The 18,330-nt window shown below is 71.8% G+C and carries 15 protein-coding genes; 11 read left to right on the top strand and 4 right to left on the bottom strand.

Features of this window, described 5'->3' with window-relative positions:
* Nucleotides 1–62: 62 nt before the first annotated feature.
* Entirely contained in the window at nucleotides 63–1,055 is a 993-nt protein-coding gene (locus ABZ826_RS16820; protein ID WP_361447910.1) for a helix-turn-helix domain-containing protein, read from the bottom strand.
* A gap of 363 nt (nucleotides 1,056–1,418) precedes the next feature.
* Here ABZ826_RS16820 and ABZ826_RS16815 point away from each other — a divergent pair, with 363 nt between their 5' ends.
* The 7 genes from ABZ826_RS16815 (at nucleotide 1,419) to ABZ826_RS16785 (ending at nucleotide 10,277) form a co-directional block, all read left to right on the top strand.
* Nucleotides 1,419–2,363: an ABC transporter ATP-binding protein gene (locus tag ABZ826_RS16815; protein ID WP_361447907.1), complete on the top strand. Its 945-nt coding sequence runs from the start codon at nucleotides 1,419–1,421 to the stop codon at nucleotides 2,361–2,363.
* Nucleotides 2,360–3,241, top strand: a complete 882-nt coding sequence (locus tag ABZ826_RS16810) for an ABC transporter permease (RefSeq protein WP_361447904.1) — start codon at nucleotides 2,360–2,362, stop codon at nucleotides 3,239–3,241. The genes ABZ826_RS16815 and ABZ826_RS16810 overlap by 4 nt, the downstream gene beginning before the upstream one ends.
* Nucleotides 3,242–3,246: 5 nt before the next feature.
* Complete coding sequence (locus ABZ826_RS16805) at nucleotides 3,247–3,687, top strand: hypothetical protein (protein WP_361447901.1); 441 nt, start codon at nucleotides 3,247–3,249, stop codon at nucleotides 3,685–3,687.
* Between the two features lie 157 nt (nucleotides 3,688–3,844).
* Nucleotides 3,845–6,667 carry a bifunctional YncE family protein/alkaline phosphatase family protein gene (locus tag ABZ826_RS16800; RefSeq protein ID WP_361447898.1) on the top strand — a complete coding sequence of 941 codons (2,823 nt, stop codon included), beginning with the start codon at nucleotides 3,845–3,847 and terminating at the stop codon, nucleotides 6,665–6,667.
* A gap of 308 nt (nucleotides 6,668–6,975) precedes the next feature.
* Nucleotides 6,976–8,004: an L-threonine 3-dehydrogenase gene (gene tdh / locus ABZ826_RS16795; RefSeq protein ID WP_361447895.1), complete on the top strand. Its 1,029-nt coding sequence runs from the start codon at nucleotides 6,976–6,978 to the stop codon at nucleotides 8,002–8,004.
* A gap of 37 nt (nucleotides 8,005–8,041) precedes the next feature.
* A complete protein-coding gene (locus ABZ826_RS16790; RefSeq protein WP_361447892.1) occupies nucleotides 8,042–9,235 on the top strand; it encodes a glycine C-acetyltransferase in 1,194 nt (397 codons plus the stop codon).
* Nucleotides 9,236–9,344: 109 nt separating this feature from the next.
* A complete protein-coding gene (locus ABZ826_RS16785) occupies nucleotides 9,345–10,277 on the top strand; it encodes a LysR family transcriptional regulator (protein WP_361447889.1) in 933 nt (310 codons plus the stop codon).
* A gap of 122 nt (nucleotides 10,278–10,399) precedes the next feature.
* Here the strand turns inward: ABZ826_RS16785 and ABZ826_RS16780 are convergent, their stop codons facing one another.
* Nucleotides 10,400–12,976, bottom strand: coding sequence for an FtsX-like permease family protein (locus tag ABZ826_RS16780; protein WP_361447886.1), 2,577 nt, complete (start codon nucleotides 12,974–12,976; stop codon nucleotides 10,400–10,402).
* Nucleotides 12,977–13,029: 53 nt separating this feature from the next.
* Complete coding sequence (locus ABZ826_RS16775; protein ID WP_361447883.1) at nucleotides 13,030–13,752, bottom strand: ABC transporter ATP-binding protein; 723 nt, start codon at nucleotides 13,750–13,752, stop codon at nucleotides 13,030–13,032.
* A gap of 168 nt (nucleotides 13,753–13,920) precedes the next feature.
* On the opposite strand from ABZ826_RS16775, the gene ABZ826_RS16770 reads away from it, so the two are divergent.
* Both ABZ826_RS16770 and ABZ826_RS16765 read left to right on the top strand, forming a co-directional pair.
* A complete protein-coding gene (locus ABZ826_RS16770) occupies nucleotides 13,921–15,147 on the top strand; it encodes a sensor domain-containing protein (RefSeq protein WP_361447880.1) in 1,227 nt (408 codons plus the stop codon).
* Complete coding sequence (locus ABZ826_RS16765) at nucleotides 15,135–15,791, top strand: response regulator transcription factor (RefSeq protein WP_361447877.1); 657 nt, start codon at nucleotides 15,135–15,137, stop codon at nucleotides 15,789–15,791. The genes ABZ826_RS16770 and ABZ826_RS16765 overlap by 13 nt, the downstream gene beginning before the upstream one ends.
* Nucleotides 15,792–15,810: 19 nt before the next feature.
* Here ABZ826_RS16765 and ABZ826_RS16760 read toward each other — a convergent pair whose 3' ends face one another.
* Entirely contained in the window at nucleotides 15,811–16,197 is a 387-nt protein-coding gene (locus tag ABZ826_RS16760) for a VOC family protein (RefSeq protein WP_361447874.1), read from the bottom strand.
* 155 nt (nucleotides 16,198–16,352) lie between these two features.
* On the opposite strand from ABZ826_RS16760, the gene ABZ826_RS16755 reads away from it, so the two are divergent.
* Together ABZ826_RS16755 and ABZ826_RS16750 are read left to right on the top strand one after the other, a co-directional pair.
* A complete protein-coding gene (locus tag ABZ826_RS16755; RefSeq protein WP_361447871.1) occupies nucleotides 16,353–16,988 on the top strand; it encodes a nucleoside/nucleotide kinase family protein in 636 nt (211 codons plus the stop codon).
* A gap of 71 nt (nucleotides 16,989–17,059) precedes the next feature.
* A complete protein-coding gene (locus ABZ826_RS16750) occupies nucleotides 17,060–18,187 on the top strand; it encodes an aminopeptidase P family protein (RefSeq protein ID WP_361447868.1) in 1,128 nt (375 codons plus the stop codon).
* Nucleotides 18,188–18,330: the final 143 nt, after the last annotated feature.

Here is an 18,330-nt window from a genome sequence, read left to right as displayed (position 1 = left end):
CGCTGGGCGTGGCGAGGCCTCCGCCCCGCGGACCTGCCGGGGACGCGCGTGGGTGGGACAGGTCAGGCGGCCTGTGTGCGGAAGCGGCGGCGGTAGGCCGCCGGGGCGGTGGCGAGCTGCCTCCTGAACGCCCGGTGCAGGGTCTCCACCGAGCCGAGCCCGGCGGCTGCCGCGACCTGGTCGAGCGGGCAGTCGGAGGTCTCCAGCAGGCGCCGGGCCACCTCGACGCGGGCCGCTTCGACGTAGGCGCCGGGACTGGTGCCGGTCTCCTGTTTGAAGACGCGGGCGAAGTGCCGTTCGCTGAGGCACATCCGGGCAGCCAGGGTGCGTGCGGACAGGTCCGCGTCGAGGTGGTCGGCGATCCACAGCCGCAGTTCGTCGATGTCCCGGCGATCGGCGGCGGGGCGGCTGAGCGGCACGGAGAACTGGCTCTGGCCGCTCTGCCGCTTGAGATACATCACCAGCTGCCGGGCCACCGCCAGCGCGGTCTGCTCGCCGAGGTCCTCCGCCACCAGGGCCAGGGCGAGATCCAGGCAGGCGCTGATCCCCGCCCCGGTCCACAGCCGGCCGCGATCGGTACGGACGAAGATCGGGTCCGGGTCGACCGTGACGTCCGGGTGGTCGGCGGCGAGTTGGGCGGCCGTCGACCAGTGGGTGGTCGCCGTCTTCCCGTCCAGCAGCCCGGCCGCAGCGAGCACATGCGCGCCCACACACACCGAGGCGACCCTGCGGGCGTGCGGGGCGGTCTCCTTCACCCACGCCACGACATCGCTGTCGATCCGGGCGACGGGGCCGCCGTCGGTCATGTCGACCGCGCCCGGCACCAGCAGGGTGTCCACCTGCCCGCCGACGTCGTCGAAGGCCACGTCCGTGAGCAGCCGTACACCCGCCGACGTGCGGACGGCACCGGCAACCGGCCCGGCGAGGCTGACCCGGTAGCCGGCGCGGCCCGCGGTCTCCCGGTTGGCCAGCGCGAAGACCTCGGCCGGGCCGGTGACATCGAGGAGATCGACATCGGGGAAGACCGCGATGACGACCCGGTGCGACATGGGCATGCATCCATGCTGGCCGGTGCGCCTCATGGCCGCAATGACGACTCCCTGTCGCATTCGGACACGCTGATCGACCGTCTCCTCCATCGCGCCGGTTGCCGCGGCCGGGCCGAGGAGCCTTCGGCCCTTTCGCGTTCAAGGGCCTGCCCGGCTTGCGCCGCGATCGCGATGCGCCACCGGCCCCACCGGTGAGGAACGGCGCAGGCCGAGCGGCCCGGACATCGGGCGCTCGGTCCGCGCGGAGCCGTTCGCGGGTGTCTTCCGCGATGCGCGACCGTGCGCTGTTCGTCTGAACGTCGCCCAAGTGTTGCTCATCATCCGTAAGTTGCCGCGCGTGGGAAGCGGCGACGGATGGGGTGAGGGCGGTTGGACGGCTCGGACGTGGGCGCGGGACCGGCGGCCGTGGTCGCGCGGGAGGTGGGGAAGCGGTTCGGCACGACGGTCGCTCTGGAACGGATCGATCTGACCGTCCGGGCCGGGGGAGTCCATGGGCTGCTCGGGCCCAACGGGGCCGGGAAGACGACCTTTCTGCGGATGGTGCTCGGGCTCGTGCGGCCCGACGAGGGCGAACTCGGTGTGCTGGGGCGCGAGGTGCGCAGTGCCGGGGGCGGGGGCATCGAAGGGCTGGCCGGGTTTGTCGAGAGTCCGCGGTTCTATCCGTATCTGTCCGCCGAGCGGAACCTGACGCTGCTGGCCGCCTACGACGGCAACGGGGCCGATGGGACCGCCGTGGGCGAGGCATTGGACCGTGTCGACCTGGGTGGTGCGGCACGGCGGAAGGTCGGTGGATTCTCGTTCGGGATGCGGCAGCGGCTCGGGATCGCGGCCGCGTTGTTGCGCCGGCCCCGGCTTCTGGTGCTCGACGAACCCGCCAACGGGCTGGACCCGGCCGGGGTGCGCGATATGCGGGCCCTGGTGCGGGAGCTCGGCCGGGACGGGCTCACGGTACTGCTGAGCAGCCACAACATGGCCGAGGTCGAGCTGCTCTGCGACACCGTCACGATCATGAACCGTGGCCGGATCGTGTACGCCGGGGGACTCGACGAACTCCGTGACCGTGCCCCCGACCCCGCGCACCGGCTGCTGACCGGCGACGACCGGGCGGCCGTGAAGGCCGCGGCGGACACGGAGGGGCTTTCGGTCGAGGACGAGGGGGTCGCCGGGCTCGCCGTGCGGGCGCGGCAGGAGGCGCTCGACCGGTTCGTGCTGGAACTGGGGCGCGCCGGCATCCCCGTACGGGAACTGCGGCTGGAGACCACCTCCTTGGAACAGCAGTTCCTCCGCCTGACCGAGGAGGCGTCGGACCGATGAGCGATGTGACATATGACAGCCCGGTCGGGGCGACCGAAGCCGTGCGGACCGCCGCGCGCCCCCGCGGCGGGGCCCGTACCGTCTACCTCTGGGAGCTGGAGAAGCTCACCGCGCAGTGGCGGATCAGGGCGGTGCTCGTGCTCTGCCTGGTCGCGCCGTTCCTCTTCGCGCTGGGGCTCAGGGCCCAGGACACCCTGCCGTCGGACACGCTGTTCGGGCGGTGGGCGCACGACTCGGGGTTCGCGGTGCCGCTCGTCGTCCTCGGGTTCGCCGGGCAGTGGGCGCTGCCGCTGCTGGTCTGCCTGGTGGCCGGGGACATCTTCTCGTCCGAGGACCACCACGGCACCTGGAAGACCATCCTCACCCGCTCCCGTACCCGGGGGCAGGTCTTCGCCGGGAAGACCCTCGCGGCGGTCACCTACTCGACCGTGGTCGTGCTGTTGCTCGGCGCGGGAAGCCTGGCCGCCGGAGTGCTGGTCATCGGTCACCAACCGCCGGTCGGGCTGTCCGGACAGGAGATCGGGGCGGGCCGGGCGGCCGGGATCGTCGTGGAGAGCTGGCTGTACATGCTGCTGCCGTGCCTCGCCTTCACCGCGCTCGGGGTGTTCTTCTCGCTGGCCACCCGGCACAGCGCGGCCGGCATCGGCGCACCCGCCGTGCTCGGGCTGCTGTTGCAACTGGCGTCGCTGGTGGACGGGCTCGGGCCGGTCCGTCGCCTCCTGCCGACGACCGCGTTCGACGCCTGGCACGGACTGACCACTGCCCCGGCCTTCCACCAGCCACTGGTGACCGGGGCGTACGTCAGTGCGGGCTGCGCCGTCATGTTCCTGACGGCTAGTCATTTTCTCATGCTGCGACGCGACTTCACGAAGGGATGAACGCGATGACGCGACGGATCGCTCTCGCCGGCGCAGCCGTGGCCGCGGCGATCGTGACGGTCGGCGGATGCGCCGGAACCGACGTCACCAAGGAGCGCCTCGAAGGCGCGGTCGGACCGGAGTTCAGCAATCTGTACATGCTCCAGCAGCGCGCCCGGCACGGCAACGACCGGGCGGAGCGCCCCGACCGCTGGGCGGACTGCAAGCGCGGCTCGAAGTCCTCACCGGACCGGGGTGCCGCCGACGACTGGACATGTGTGGTGCGGTGGCCGTCGCCCGGCGGGGTCACCCGGCCGCTGACGTACGAGGTGCATGTGCTGCCCACCGGGTGTTTCACGGCGCAGGGGCCCGCCACCCAGGTGGGACAGCAGCTGATGAAGGACATCGACGGGGTGAGCCGTACCAATCCGCTCTATGAGTTCGACGGTTGCTTCGACGTGTCGTAACGGACAATTGTCAGCTGTTCAGGGGGTGTTGGGTGCACACTGTTCGCCGAGTGGACGCCGCGGCGACACATGGGCACGGCATGTACCGTTCACGGCCGGCTCCTAGCGTCGCCGTGGCATCCGGACCGGGTGCCACGGTTCTCGACAGGAGAGCAGGATGCTCGGCAAACCCCTCAGGAGAATGAGCGGTACGGCGATCACGGCCGTCGCTCTCGTGGCCGCGCTCGGCACCACGGCAGCCGCCACCGCCGTCGGTATCAACGGCGGACTCGGCGGCTTCGGCGACAGCAAGGTCGACGGGACGACGACCGCCCGCGGCATATTGCTGCCCGGCAACCAGCGCGTCGCCTCGTTCGGCACCCGCCACCTGGTGAACGACGCGCGGATGCTGTCCAGCACACTCAGTCCCGACGGACGCACCCTCGCCGCCCTCACCTATCTGCACGGCACCGGCTATCTGACCCTCATGGACGTCACCACCGGCGCCGTCCTCCAGCGCGTCGGCACCGGGGCGAGCGGAGACAAGAAGATCGGCGACGGCAAGGCCGGCACCGACGGACCGCTCTACTCGTCCGACGGCAGGAGCCTCTGGTTCCCGCAGTCCCACACCCTGCTGCGGTTCACGGTCAACGGCGACGGCACCGTCGTCCCCGCGCCCGCCGCCTCGATCACCCTCAAGGGCCCGCACGGCGACGCCCTGCCCAGTGGCATGGCCCTGTCCGACGACGGCACGAAGCTCTACGCCGCACTCAACGGCAGCAACACCCTCGGCGTCATCGACACCGCGACGAACGCCCTGGTCAAGGAGATCCCGGTCGGCAACGCGCCCCGCCAGGTGGTCCTGACCGGCAGCGAGGCCTATGTGTCCGACGAAGGCGGACGTCCGGCGGAGGACGGCGACCACACCAACCTCTCCAACGGCACCGCGGTGGTCGCCGACACCAGGAACGGCGCCGTCACCAACGGCACCCTCTCGGTCGTCGACCTGGCCGCGGAGAAGGAGACGAAGACCGTACGCGTCGGCCTGGAGCCCAGCGCCCTGCTGCTCCACGGGCGTTCACTGCTCGTCGCCAACTCCAACAACGACAGCGTCTCCGTCGTCGACGTGACCTCGAAGAAGGTCACCCAGACGTTCAACGTCAACCCGTTGCCCGGCTCCTCGGTCGGCAGCGCCCCCAACGCCTTCGCGTTCACCGACGACCACACCCTGCTCGTCAGCCTGGGCCGGGACAACGCCCTGGCCCAGTACCGCTGGAACGGCGGCATCGCCCCCGTCCGCTACGAAGGGCTGATCCCCACCGACTGGTACCCGAGCGGTGTCCAGGTGAGCCGTGCCACCGGCGACGTGGTCGTCACCAACGCCAAGGGCATCGGTACCCGCGGCACCCCCAGCCAGAACAGTCAGGGCCCGAGCGCCGGACCCAACAACGGTGGCACGGCGACCGGTCACAACACCTACAACGACACCGCCTCCGTCACCACCTTCCCGATGCCGTCCAAGCGGCAGCTCGCAGGGCTCACCCACCGGGTCTTCGTCAACAACGACTGGGCGAAGCTGCTGAAGCAGAAGCAGACCTACGGCTCGGCGCGCGACCGCGAGCAGGTCATCCCGGCGAAGCTCGGCAGTCCCTCCAAGATCAAGCACATCTTCCTGATCATCAAGGAGAACCGCACCTACGACCAGGTGCTCGGCGATATCGGCAAGGGCGACAGCGACCCGTCCCTGGCCCAGTTCGGCCGGACCGTCACCCCCAACCAGCACGCGCTGGCGGACGAGTTCGGCATCAACGACAACTTCTACGACGTCGGTACGCTCTCCGCCGACGGACACAACTGGCTGACCCAGGCCGACAACAACGACTACATCGAGCACGAATTCGGTACCTGGTACCGCAGTTACCCCTCGCTCGGCAACGACGCACTCGCCTACCAGCGCAGCGGATTCCTCTGGAACACCGTGGAACGGGCCGGCAAGTCCGTCGACAACTTCAGCGAGTACGCGGGCAACATCGCCCTCCCGGCGACCGGCGCACCCACCTGGGCGCAGTGGTACCACGACTCCCAGGTGCTGGAGGGCAAGGAGACCGGGGAACTCAACACCCCCATCGGGGCGTACCCGTCGACCTCCGACGTCCCCTCCGTCAACAGGATCAACCACCCGGAGTACCCGACCTTCGACACCGACATCCCCGACCAGTACCGGGTCGACATCTGGCAGCGGTACTTCAAGGACTACGAGAAGAAGGGCGAGCTGCCGAACTTCACCATGATGGCGCTGCCGCAGGACCACACCAACGGCACCAGCGGCATCGACCCGTACCCGACCGCCATGGTCGCCGACAACGACCTCGCCGTCGGCCGGGTCGTCGACACGATCTCGCACAGCAAGTTCTGGAAGGACACGGCGATCTTCGTCGTCCAGGACGACTCGCAGGCCGGTGTCGACCACGTCGACGGACACCGCGCGCCCCTCTGGGTGATCAGCCCCTACGCCAAGCGCGGAGCGGTCACGTCCACGTACTACACCCAGATCAATGTGGTGAAGACCATCGAACAGATGCTCGGCGCCCAACCGATGAACCAGATCGACCGGGCCGCCGAGCCCATGCGCGACCTGTTCACCGAGAAGCCCGACTTCACGCCGTACAACAGCCTGCCCAACCGGATACCGCTGGACTACGGCCTCAAGAAGCCCGCCTCGGCGGCTGCCGCCAAGGCGGCGGACAGCGGTGCGCAGCGCCCGCAGGTGCCGGCACATCTGCGGGAGGTCGCCGCGCAGTGGGAGGCCTGGAGCGCGATCCAGGCGAGGAGCACGGGGGGTTCCCACCCCGTCGAGGACCAGGTGAACCCGGCGCAGCTGAACCGGATCACCTGGTACGCCTCCACCGGATGGACCAAGCCGTACCCGGGCGACAGCCGCGTCCTGGCGCCCAATGAGGTGCCGGGCCGCGACAACCCGCCGCAGGAAATCGGCGACTGATCACGAGGAGGTGCGAGGGCCGGTCGCCTGTTCGGGGCGGCCGGCCCTTGCGGCCGTGCCGTACGGAGAGCAACCCGTACGGAGGAACCGGGCATGAAGCACAGCTGCGGGCGCGCTTAAGAAAACCTCGATGGACCTGTGGCGCGGGGTGCGGCAGATTTCTCGGTGACGGAAGAGGATGGTGCGCGGCAGCCGATCGACGCGCGCTGCCATGCCGTCCCTCTCATTCCTCCCCGGGCCGCAGGCTTCCCCCAAGGCTGCCCCCGGCCCGGGGTACACCACGCCGTACAGCGCAGGGAGCCGCAGCCGTGAAGGCACTCGTGAAGCAGAAGGCCGAGCCGGGACTCTGGCTGATGGACGTGCCCGAGCCGGAGATCGGCCCCTCGGACGTACTGATCAAGGTGCTCCGCACCGGCATCTGCGGCACCGATCTGCACATCCGGAACTACGACGGCTGGGCCCAGCAGGCGGTACGCACCCCGCTCGTCCTCGGGCACGAGTTCGTCGGTGAGGTCGCGGAGACCGGCGCCGATGTCCTCGACATCAACGTCGGCGACCTGGTCAGCGGCGAGGGACACCTGGTCTGCGGGAAGTGCCGCAACTGCCTGGCCGGACGCCGCCACCTGTGCCGTTCCACGCTCGGGCTCGGCGTCGGCCGGGACGGGGCGTTCGCCGAGTACGTCGCCCTGCCCGCGTCCAACGTCTGGGTGCACCGGGTCCCCGTCGACCTCGACGTCGCCGCGATCTTCGACCCGTTCGGCAACGCCGTGCACACCGCGCTGTCGTTCCCGCTGGTCGGCGAGGACGTACTGATCACCGGCGCCGGACCGATCGGCATCATGGCCGCCGCCGTCGCCCGGCACGCGGGCGCCCGTCACGTCGTCATCACCGACGTCAGCGAGGCCCGGCTGGAACTGGCCCGGAAGGTCGGCGTCAGCCTCGCTCTCAACGTCAGCGAGCAGACCATCTACGAAGGGCAGAAGCGCCTCGGACTGCGCGAGGGCTTCGACATCGGCCTGGAGATGTCCGGGCGGCCCGAGGCGATGCGCCACATGATCGAGAACATGACGCACGGCGGCCGGATCGCCATGCTCGGGCTCCCGTCCGAGGAGTTCCCCGTCGACTGGTCCCGCATCGTCACCTCGATGATCACCATCAAGGGCATCTACGGACGCGAGATGTACGAGACCTGGTACGCCATGTCGGTACTGCTGGAGGGCGGCCTCGACCTCGCCCCCGTGATCACCGGCCGGTACGGCTACCGCGACTTCGAAGCGGCCTTCGACGACGCGGCGAGCGGCCGCGGCGGCAAGGTCATCCTCGACTGGACCGCCTGACCTCGACCGCCTCCGTACTCAGCTGGGAGACACCCTCATGTTCGAATCCGTACGCGACGACATGCGCACCACCCTCGACGAGATCCAGGCCGCCGGACTCCACAAGCCCGAGCGCGTGATCGGCACCCCGCAGTCCGCGAGCGTCGCCGTCACCGCGGGCGGCCGGCCCGGTGAGGTGCTCAACTTCTGCGCCAACAACTACCTGGGCCTCGCCGACCACCCCGAGGTGATCGCCGCCGCCCACGAGGCCCTGGACCGCTGGGGCTACGGCATGGCCTCGGTCCGCTTCATCTGCGGCACCCAGGAGGTCCACAAGGAGCTGGAGCAGCGGCTCTCCACGTTCCTCGGCCAGGAGGACACGATCCTCTACTCCTCCTGCTTCGACGCCAACGGCGGTGTCTTCGAGACCGTCCTCGGCCCCGAGGACGCGGTCATCTCCGACGCCCTCAACCACGCCTCCATCATCGACGGCATCCGCCTCTCCAAGGCCAAGCGCTTCCGCTACGCCAACCGCGACATGGCCGACCTGGAGACGCAGCTCAAGGAGGCGTCCGGGGCCCGGCGCCGACTCGTCGTCACCGACGGCGTCTTCTCCATGGACGGCTATGTCGCCCCGCTGCGCGAGATCTGCGACCTGGCCGAGCGCTACGACGCCATGGTCATGGTCGACGACTCGCACGCCGTCGGCTTCGTCGGCCCCGGCGGACGCGGAACGCCCGAGCTGCACGAGGTGATGGACCGCGTCGACATCATCACCGGCACCCTCGGCAAGGCGCTCGGCGGTGCGTCCGGCGGCTACGTGGCGGCCCGCGCCGAGATCGTCGCGCTGCTGCGCCAGCGCTCCCGCCCGTACCTCTTCTCCAACTCGCTCGCCCCGGTCATCGCGGCGGCCTCGCTCAAGGTCCTGGACCTGCTGGAGGCCGCGGGCGACCTGCGCGAGCAGCTCAATGCCAACACCGCGCTCTTCCGTACCCGGATGACCGAGGAGGGCTTCGACATCCTGCCCGGCGACCACGCCATCGCCCCCGTCATGATCGGGGACGCGGCGAAGGCAGGCCGGATGGCGGAACTGCTCCTGGAGCGCGGTGTGTACGTGATCGGGTTCTCGTACCCGGTCGTCCCCCAGGGTGCGGCCCGGATCCGCGTCCAGCTCTCCGCCGCGCACTCCACGGCGGATGTGAACCGGGCCGTGGACGCGTTCGTCGACGCGCGGGCCGCGCTGGGGGAGTAGCGGTGCCGAGGGCGGGGCGCCGTACGGCGCCCCGCCCGCGTCCTCGTCCTCGTCCGGGAGCCTCACCCGGGCGGCCGGGTTCCCTCCGTGACCTGGGACAATGGGGCACATGATCGATGCACGGCGGCTGCGCATTCTCCGTGCGGTGGCTGACCACCGCACGGTGACCGCCGCAGCCGCCGCGCTGTACCTCACGCCCTCCGCGGTCTCCCAGCAGCTCGCCGCACTGGAGCAGGAGACCGGGCACCGACTGGTCGAACGCAACGCGCGCGGCGCCCGCCTGACCCCCGCCGGGGAGATCCTGCTGAACCACACCAACGCGGTGCTGGCCCAGCTGGAACGGGCCGAGGCGGAGCTCGCCGCGTACAGCGCGGGGGACGCCGGTACGGTCACGGTCGCCGCGTTCGCCACCGGCATCGGCCTGGTGCTCGCCCCCGCGATCGCCGAACTGACCCTCACCGCACCCGGCATCCGGGTCCGTGTCCAGGACGCCGAGGGCGATGCGAGCGTGCCGATGGTGCTGGACCGGCAGGTGGATGTCGCGGTCGCCGTCGAATACCGGGGCGCGCCGGGCGAGGACGACCGACGGCTGACCCGGGTGCCGCTCTACTCGGAACCGTTCGACGCGGTGCTGCCGGTGGGGCACCGGCTGGCCGACCGGGAACAGGTGGCGATCGCCGACCTGGAGAAGGACCCGTGGATCGGCCCGTACCCCGGCAATCCGTGCCATGACGTGGTGGTCCTGGCCTGCGAGTTCGCCGGGTTCCAGCCGAGGCTGGAGCACTCCTCGGACGACTTCCGCGCGGTGGTGGCGCTGGCCGGCGCGGGTGCCGGGGTGGCACTGGTGCCGCGGTCGGCGTTGCAGGGGATGGAGCTGACAGCGGTGGTGGTGCGCCCGGTGGCGGGCAGCGCCCCCACCCGCCGGGTCTTCGCCGCGGTGCGGCACGGGGCGGAGGGCCACCCGCTGATCGCGCCGGTGCTGGACGCGTTGGCCGCGGCGGCGGTACGGGAGGGGGCCCTGCTCCTGCCGGTTTCGACGTGACGCGCGCCGGGGCGGGCACGTCGAGCGCCTTCCCCGGCACGCGCCCACGGCGGGCGTCGCCCTCCATCGCGGGACGGGCCCGATCTGCGTCGGTGGGTGGGGCCCGGTCGTGCCGTACGGGCTCACCCGCGGCGCTTGAGGACGGAGCGGCCGCCGGACGGGCCCGGCCACATCGTTCCCGCACCCGCCGCCACCGCCACGGCCAGTACCAGCACCCCGTACCGCACCGGTGGCAGGTAGGGCAACGAACCGGTCGTCGACACGGCGAAGGCCACCAGCGGGACCGCCGCGACCAGCGTGCCGATCGCCAGGCCCGTCACCGTCACCAGACCGGTCTCCAGGACCACCATCCGCCTCACCTGCCGACGGCCCGCGCCGACCATGCGCAGCAGGCGGAACTCCGCGCGGCGGCCCACCGTGATCAGGGACAGCGTGCTGATCACCGCGAGCAGCGCGAAGCCGCCGATCACCCCCACACCGATGACGGTCAAGGCGTTCTTCCCGCCCGTGGCCGACGGGGCGATCCGTATGTCGTCCGCCGTCGCGGCACGGACCTGTACACCCGCGTACGGGGCGAGCGCACGGCGCACCCCCGAAGCCGAAGCCGCTCCGCCGTCCGCCGTGCGTATCAGGATCCGCTGGTCGCGCGGGGCCGAGACATGCCCGGCCAGGGTCTCGCGCGGCAGCATGAACTCACCGATCCCCAGCGCCCGTTCGTAGATCGCCACCACGCGGAGCCGTACCTCCGTACCGTCGCCGAGACGGAGCTTCACCGTGTCGCCGGTGCCCACGCCGATATCGGCGGCCCGGTCCTTGCCGACCGCGACCGTGCCCCGGCCGGTGAGGTCCGTCAGATCGCCCGCCGTGACGTGCGGATCGAGCGTGCCGGACAGCTGGTCCGCCGTCACGCCCAGCACGGGGAGCCGGTCCAGCTTCGGATCGCCCACCTCGCGACGGGCGAGGACGACGGTCGACCGCAGCACACCGGTCGCCGCCGTCACTCCGGGCGCCTCCCGCACCACCTGTGCCGCAGTGGGCGGCAGTCCGGTGGAGGGACCCGTCACCACCAGGTTCGCCCTGAGTGAGGCAGCGGCCTGCTGGTCGGCGGCCCGCTCCATGGTCGAGTCGGCCGCCAGCTGTACGCAGACGAAGGCGACGACCAGCACGATCGGGGTGATCGCCGCACCGAGGCGCCGATGGTGCGCGGCGGCGGACTTGGCGGCCAGGAATCCGGAGACCCCGCCCACCCGCCGTATCGGTGTGCCGAGCACTCGCATCGCCGTCCGGGCGATCCACGGACTGAGCAGCGCCACTGCGATGATCAGCGAGGTCGCCGCACCCGAGGCCGCCACCGCGCCGGCCTGCCCGCCGTGTACCGTCGCCGCGCCCGCCGAACCGACGCCCGCGAGGGCCAGCACCGCTCCGGCGCCCGTACGCACCCGGCCCGGCTCGCCCGGCTCGGGCGCACGGGCCGCGTCCAGCGCCGCGGCGGGCCGCAGCCCGGTGATGGACTTGGCCGCGAGCATCGCCACCGGACGGGCCGCGAGCGTGACGAGCACCGCGCCCACGGCGCCCGCGACGAACGACAGCCACACCGGTACGGGCAGCGGCAGCGGGTCCGTGGCCAGCAGGGACCGCACCAGCAGCCCCAGCGGAACGGCTCCGATCCCGCCCAGCACCGCCGCGGCGCCGGCCACCCGGCTCGTCTCACGGCCGACGGCCGACCTGAGCTGACGGGGCGTCGCCCCGACCGCACGCAGCAGAGCCAGTTCGCCGGAGCGCTGGTGGACCGCCTGAGAGAGCGTGGTGGCGATCACCAGGAGCGCCACCATGAAGACCGTTCCGGTGATCGAACTGAGCATGTTCAGCAGATCGCCGCGCCTGCCGAGCGCGTCGAGGTACTCGGCCTGCCCGCGCTCCGGACCGGTGAGGACCCGTATCTCGTGGTCGCCGTGTGTGCGGTCGGGCAGCGTTCTGTCCAGTGACGCCCGCAGCGCGTCCGCGGACACGCCCTTCTCGGCGACGATGCCGATGGCATCGACCGTGCCCGGGTGCCCGGCCAGGGCGGTCAACCGCCGTTCGGTGAAGAAGACGGCGGGGGTGCCGCCGCGGTGACCGGTGTCGGCAACGCCGCTGACGGTGTACGGCCGCGGAGCCCCGTCGATCTGCAAGGTCACCCGGTCGCCCGGCTCGTTCCCGGCGGCCGCCAGCGCGCTGTCCATGACCACTTCGGTGGAGGTCCTCGGCGCGTGCCCTTCGGCCAGCCGGTACGGAGTGAGCGCGGCGGACGCCCAGGAACGGCCGACAGCCGAGGCTCCGCCGCCGGTGCCTCCGCTCCCGCCGCCCACAGCCACCGGAACCGAATCGTCGGCGACGGCCTTCGCGACCCCGTCGGCGCCGGCCGCCTTCGCCACCACCGAGCGGTCCAGACGGACCCGTTCCGCCAGATACGCCGTCGCGGTCTTCGGCTTACTGCCCCACGGCTTCACCGTGTACGTCACCTGCTGGTCGGCCGCCACCACCGCGTCGGCCCCGGCATGGCGCTCCAGCGGCGGCTTCGCCAGCAGCAGCGAACCGATGACGAAAGCGAACGCGCCGATCAGTGCGGCGGTGGCCGTCGTCGCGGCGAACACCGCGGTCCAGGCCCGGCGATGGGTCTTCAGCGAACGCCGGGCGAGGAACGCCGAAGCCCGCCGCATCCCGGATCGCGCGTCCTTGTGCGGCCTCTGCGTGTCCGCCGGTGTGACCGTGCTCATCGCAGCCGGCCGCCGTCCATCATCAGCACGGTGTCCGCCCGGCTCGCTGCCATCGGATCATGGGTGACCATGACGACCGTACGGCCGTCGACCCGCACCGCGTCCCGCAGCAGACCGAGCACCAGCGCCGCCGACTCCGGGTCCAGGGAAGCCGTCGGCTCGTCCGCGAAGATCACATCGGGCTCGGTCACCAGGGCCCGTGCCACCGCGACCCGCTGCTGCTGGCCGCCCGAGAGCGTCGCGGGGCCCTGCGCACCGCGACCCGTCAGGCCGACCCGGGCCAGCAGATCCCGGCCGCGGGTCAGCACCCGCTCGTCCGCCGGATCGGCGCCCGCCAGCACCAGAGGCAGTACGACGTTCTCCTCGATGCTCAGCGAAGGCACCAGGTTCAGGGCGTGGGACTGGAAGACGAAACCGATCCGGTCCCGGCGCAGTCGCGTCAGCGCGGCTTCCGACAGCGAGCCGAGATCGGTGCCCCCGATCCGTACCGTCCCCGATGTCGGGCGGTCCAGGCCCGCCGCGCACTGAAGGAACGTGCTCTTTCCCGATCCCGAGGGGCCCACCACCGCGGTGAAGCTCCCGGCCGGGACCGTACAGCTCACCGCGTCGAGCGCGGTCGCCTCCTGGCCGCCGCCCCGCCGACCGTAGCGTCGGCTCACCGACTCCAGACTCAGCGCAGTTGCCCGTGTCGCTGTGATCGTGTCCACCGTCGACTCCACCGCATGCACCTTCTCCGCCTATGCCTTCTGACCTGCGTAGACGCTATGCGGGTGAGAATGCTCGCGCGAGGGTGTGCGCTCCCGCGAACGGGGTGCAGCCAGCTTCACCAGGGGTGGGGGGAGAGCCCCACTGCGGCGGTGGCCGAACCCCCCGTAACGTGGTGCGTCATGAGCACCACTCCTCCGCTGACGGCCGCCATCCGGCGCTCGTGGGATGCCTCGCGCTATCTCTTCGTCGGCGTTCCGATCGCGTTGGCCGCGTATGTGGGCACGTTCCTGGTGGTGGCGGCCCTGCTGTTCGCCGTCGTGCTCATCGGGCTGCCGGCCCTGCCCGAGGCCGCCAAGGTGCTGCGCCGGTTCGCGGAGTTCGAGCGCCGCAGGGCGGCAGCGCGGCTCGGTGTTCCGTTCACGCCGACGCCGTACCTCCCGTTGGACGGCGGTGAGCTCTCCGAACGGGTCCGTTGCGTCCTCACCGACCCGACGGTCTGGCGCGACGCGCTCTGGCTGCCGATCCAGGCGCTCATGGGCAACGTCCTCGGCTACCTCGCCATGGTGCTGTGGCCGGTCGGGCTGCTCGTGGACGGAGCCGCGCTGTCCGTGGCACATCTGCTGGACCGGCGGTCCGCCGACGAGTACGGCACGCCGCAGCCCGTGCGCCAGGGGTGGGTGCTGCGCTGGCACGCCGTACTCGCCGATCTGTCGGCGACCTGGACCCGGTCCCTGCTCACCCGGTCGCCGTCCAGCGCCCTCGCCGACCGGATCGCCCAGCTGACCGAGAGCCGGGCCGGGGCGGTCGAGGCGCACGGTGCCGAACTGCGCCGCATCGAACGGGATCTGCACGACGGCGCCCAGGCCAGGATCGTCGCCCTGTCGATGCGCATCGGCCTCGCCAAACAACTCCTCGACCGCGATCCGTCCGCCGCCCGCGTCCGCCTCGACGAGGCACAGGACGGCGCGGAGGAGGCCCTCGCGGAGCTGCGGCACGTGGTGCGCGGCATTCATCCGCCCGTACTGACGGACCGTGGACTGGCCGGCGCGGTACGGGCGTTGGCCGCCGGTGCCGGCGTGCCCGTCACCGCGCAGCTCGACGGTGTCGAGGACGGGCGACGGCTCCCGGCCGCGATCGAGGCCGCCGCCTACTTCGTGATCGCCGAGGCCCTCACCAACATCACCAAGCACAGCGGCGCCACGGCCGCCACCGTGCGGATCGACCGGGCCCCCGCCACCCTGCGGGTGGTCATCGGCGACGATGGGCACGGCGGCGCGGACGAACGCGCCGGCAGCGGGCTGGTCGGTATCAGGCGACGGATCGCCGCCCTCGACGGCGCCACCCGCATCAGCAGCCCCACCGGGGGGCCGACGAACATCGAAGTGGAGCTGCCGTGCGGATCGTGATCGCCGAGGACAACGCGCTGTTGCGCGAGGGCCTGATCCTGCTGCTCACCAGCTCGGGCCATGAAGTGGTGGCCGACGCCGCGACCGGGCCCGAGATCCTGCCGGCCCTGCTGGAACACCGCCCGGACGCCGCAGTGCTCGACGTGCGGCTCCCGCCCACCTTTCGCGACGAGGGGCTGCGCGCCGCGATCGCCGCCCGCGCGGAGCTGCCCGACCTGCCGATCCTGGTCCTCTCGCAGTACGTCGAGGAGACGTACGCCGCCGAGCTGCTCGCCCGGGGCGCCCGGGGCATCGGCTATCTGCTCAAGGACCGGGTGGGCCGGGTCGACCAGTTCCTCCAGGCGCTCGACCGGGTGGCGGGCGGCGGCACGGCGCTCGACCCCGAGGTCGTGACCCAGCTGCTGACCCGCAAGTCGTCGGCCGAACCCCTGCAGAGCCTCACCCCGCGCGAGCGCGAAGTCCTGGAGCTGATGGCGCAGGGCAAGGCGAACGGCACCATCGCCGGCGAACTCGTGGTGACGGAACGGGCCGTGAGCAAGCACATCGGCTCGATCTTCGCCAAGCTCGGCCTGGAACCGGACGACGGCACGGTGCACCGGCGGGTGCTCGCGGTACTGGCGTACCTGGAGGGCAGCACGCGCTGAGCGCGCCGGGGCGGTTCCCTCACTCGGGCTGGAGCAGATCCCAGCGGTTGCCGTACAGGTCCTCGAAGACCGCCACCGATCCGTACGCCTCGTGCCGCGGCTCCTCCAGGAACCGCACCCCGGCGGCCAGCATCCGGGCGTGGTCGCCCGCGAAGTCCTCGGTGTGCAGGAAGAAGCCGACCCGGCCGCCCGCCTGCGCACCGATGCTCGCCCGCTGCGCCTCGTCCTTGGCGCGGGCCAGGAGCAGCCCCGTCCCCTCGGTGCCGCGCGGCCGCACGACCACCCAGCGCGAGCCGTCGCCCCGGTCGGTGTCCTCCACCAGTTCGAGGCCGAGGGCGTCCGTGTAGAAGGAGATGGCCTCGTCGTAGTCGCGGACGACCAGGGTGACCAGGGCGATGTGCGGCATGGGACTCCTCGCAGGGGAGCGGGCAACGGTGTGGCGAGCCGGTTGGTTATACGTAACACTATCCGCCTCCGGGGAAACCGCGTAGACCGCGCCACGACGACACCCGCCGTGACCCGCCATGACATCCGTCGGGCGCGTGGCAGGACAATGCCCGCATGGACATCAGCGACCTCACCGGGCCGGCGGCCCGCGCCCGGCGCCTCGCCGTCCCCGGCCACCGCCGCATCCTCGGTATCGCCGGACCACCCGGGGCCGGGAAGTCCACCTTGGCCGCACGGCTCGTCGAGGCGCTCGGCGGTCTCGCCGTCCTCGTCCCCATGGACGGCTTCCACCTCGCCGGTGCCGAGCTTGAACGGCTCGGCCGAGCCGGGCGCAAGGGCGCCCCCGACACCTTCGACGCCGCCGGGTACACCGCCCTGCTGCGACGCCTGCGCCGCCCGGAACCGGACACCGTCGTGTACGCCCCCGCCTTCGACCGGGTCCTGGAGGAGCCGATCGCCGGGGCCGTACCCGTACCCCCGGACATTCCGCTCGTCGTCACCGAGGGCAATTACCTCCTGCACGACGAGGGAGCCTGGGCATCCGTGCGCGGGCTGCTGGACGAGGCGTGGTTCCTGGAACTCGAACCGGCCCTGCGGGTACGCCGGCTCGTCGACCGGCATGTGCGGTTCGGCAAGCCGCGGCCCCGCGCGGAGCGCTGGGTGGCCGAGTCCGACGAGCCGAACGCGCGCCTGGTCGAGCGGGGGCGTTCGCGCGCCGACCTCGTGGTGCGGGCGAGGCCGGAAACCTGATTCCCGCTCGCGTGGAGCGGCGCGCACGGGCAGGATGCTGTGTGCCGTGTAGCGCCGCCAGGAGGTTTCGCATGTCCACCCCGCACCAGCCCGTACCGTTCACCGCCGACGACTACCGGGCCCGGATGGCGCGTGCCGCCGAGAGCGCCGCCGAGGCCGGGCTCGCGGGAGTGCTGGTCGCCCCGGGACCAGACCTCGTCCATCTCACCGGCTACCAGCCCGTGAACACCGAACGTCTCACCGTCCTCGTCCTCAGGGCCGGTCAGGACCCCGTCCTCGTCGTCCCGACCCTGGAGGCCCCGGACGCCGAGAAGGCCGTCGGCGCACCTGCTCTCACCCTCCGGGACTGGACCGACGGCAAGGACCCGTACGCCGTCACCGCCCCGCTGCTCGACGGCCGGGGCCGGTTCGCGGTCAGCGACAACGCCTGGGCGATGCATCTGCTCGGACTGCAGCGGACGCTCCCGGACACCTCGTACGTCTCCCTCACCGACGCCCTGCCGATGCTGCGCGCGGTGAAGGACGCCGCCGAGCTGGAGCGGCTCGCGGCAGCCGGGGCCGCCGCCGACGCCACGTACGGCGAGATCCTCAAGGTGCGCTTCGCCGGCCGCAAGGAGACCGACATCGCCGCCGAACTGGCCGCCCTGCTCAAGCGGTTCGGGCACTCCCAGGTCGACTTCACGGTCGTCGGCTCCGGTCCGAACGGCGCCAATCCGCACCACGAGGCGGGCGACCGCACCATCGAGCGGGGCGACATGGTGGTGCTCGACTTCGGCGGTCTCAAGCACGGCTACGGCTCCGACACCTCCCGTACGGTCCACGTCGGCGAACCCACCGCGGAGGAGCAGCGGGTCCACGACATCGTGCGAGCGGCCCAGGAGGCGGGCTGCGACGCGGTCCGGCCCGGCATCGCGTGCCAGGAAATCGACCGGGCGGCCCGCGCGGTCATCACCGAATCCGGCTACGGCGAACGCTTCATCCACCGCACGGGCCACGGCATCGGCGTCACCACCCACGAGCCGCCGTACATGATCGAGGGCGAGGAGCAGCCGCTGGTGCCCGGGATGTGCTTCTCCGTGGAGCCGGGCATCTATCTGCCGGGCCGGTTCGGTGTCCGGATCGAGGACATCGTGACCGTGACCGAGGACGGCGGCCGACGCCTCAACAGCACCGCACGCGAAATGGCGATCGTCGAGTAGCGGAACGGGGGCGCGCCGAGTGGGTGCGCCCCGTCTCTGCCGGTCGGCGCGGGTCCCCGCTCCCGTGCCGACGTCGGCCGCCGCACCGTGTTCGTCTTCGTCCAGGCTCGCTCCCGCCCCGCCCCGCGCCGTCGCGGTCAGTC

The sequence above is a fragment of the Streptomyces sp. NPDC047515 genome, assembly GCF_040643055.1.
GTDB lineage: Bacteria > Actinomycetota > Actinomycetes > Streptomycetales > Streptomycetaceae > Streptomyces.
Note: the sequence above shows the minus strand (reverse complement) of the source record. Positions and strands in the feature narration are given on the sequence as shown.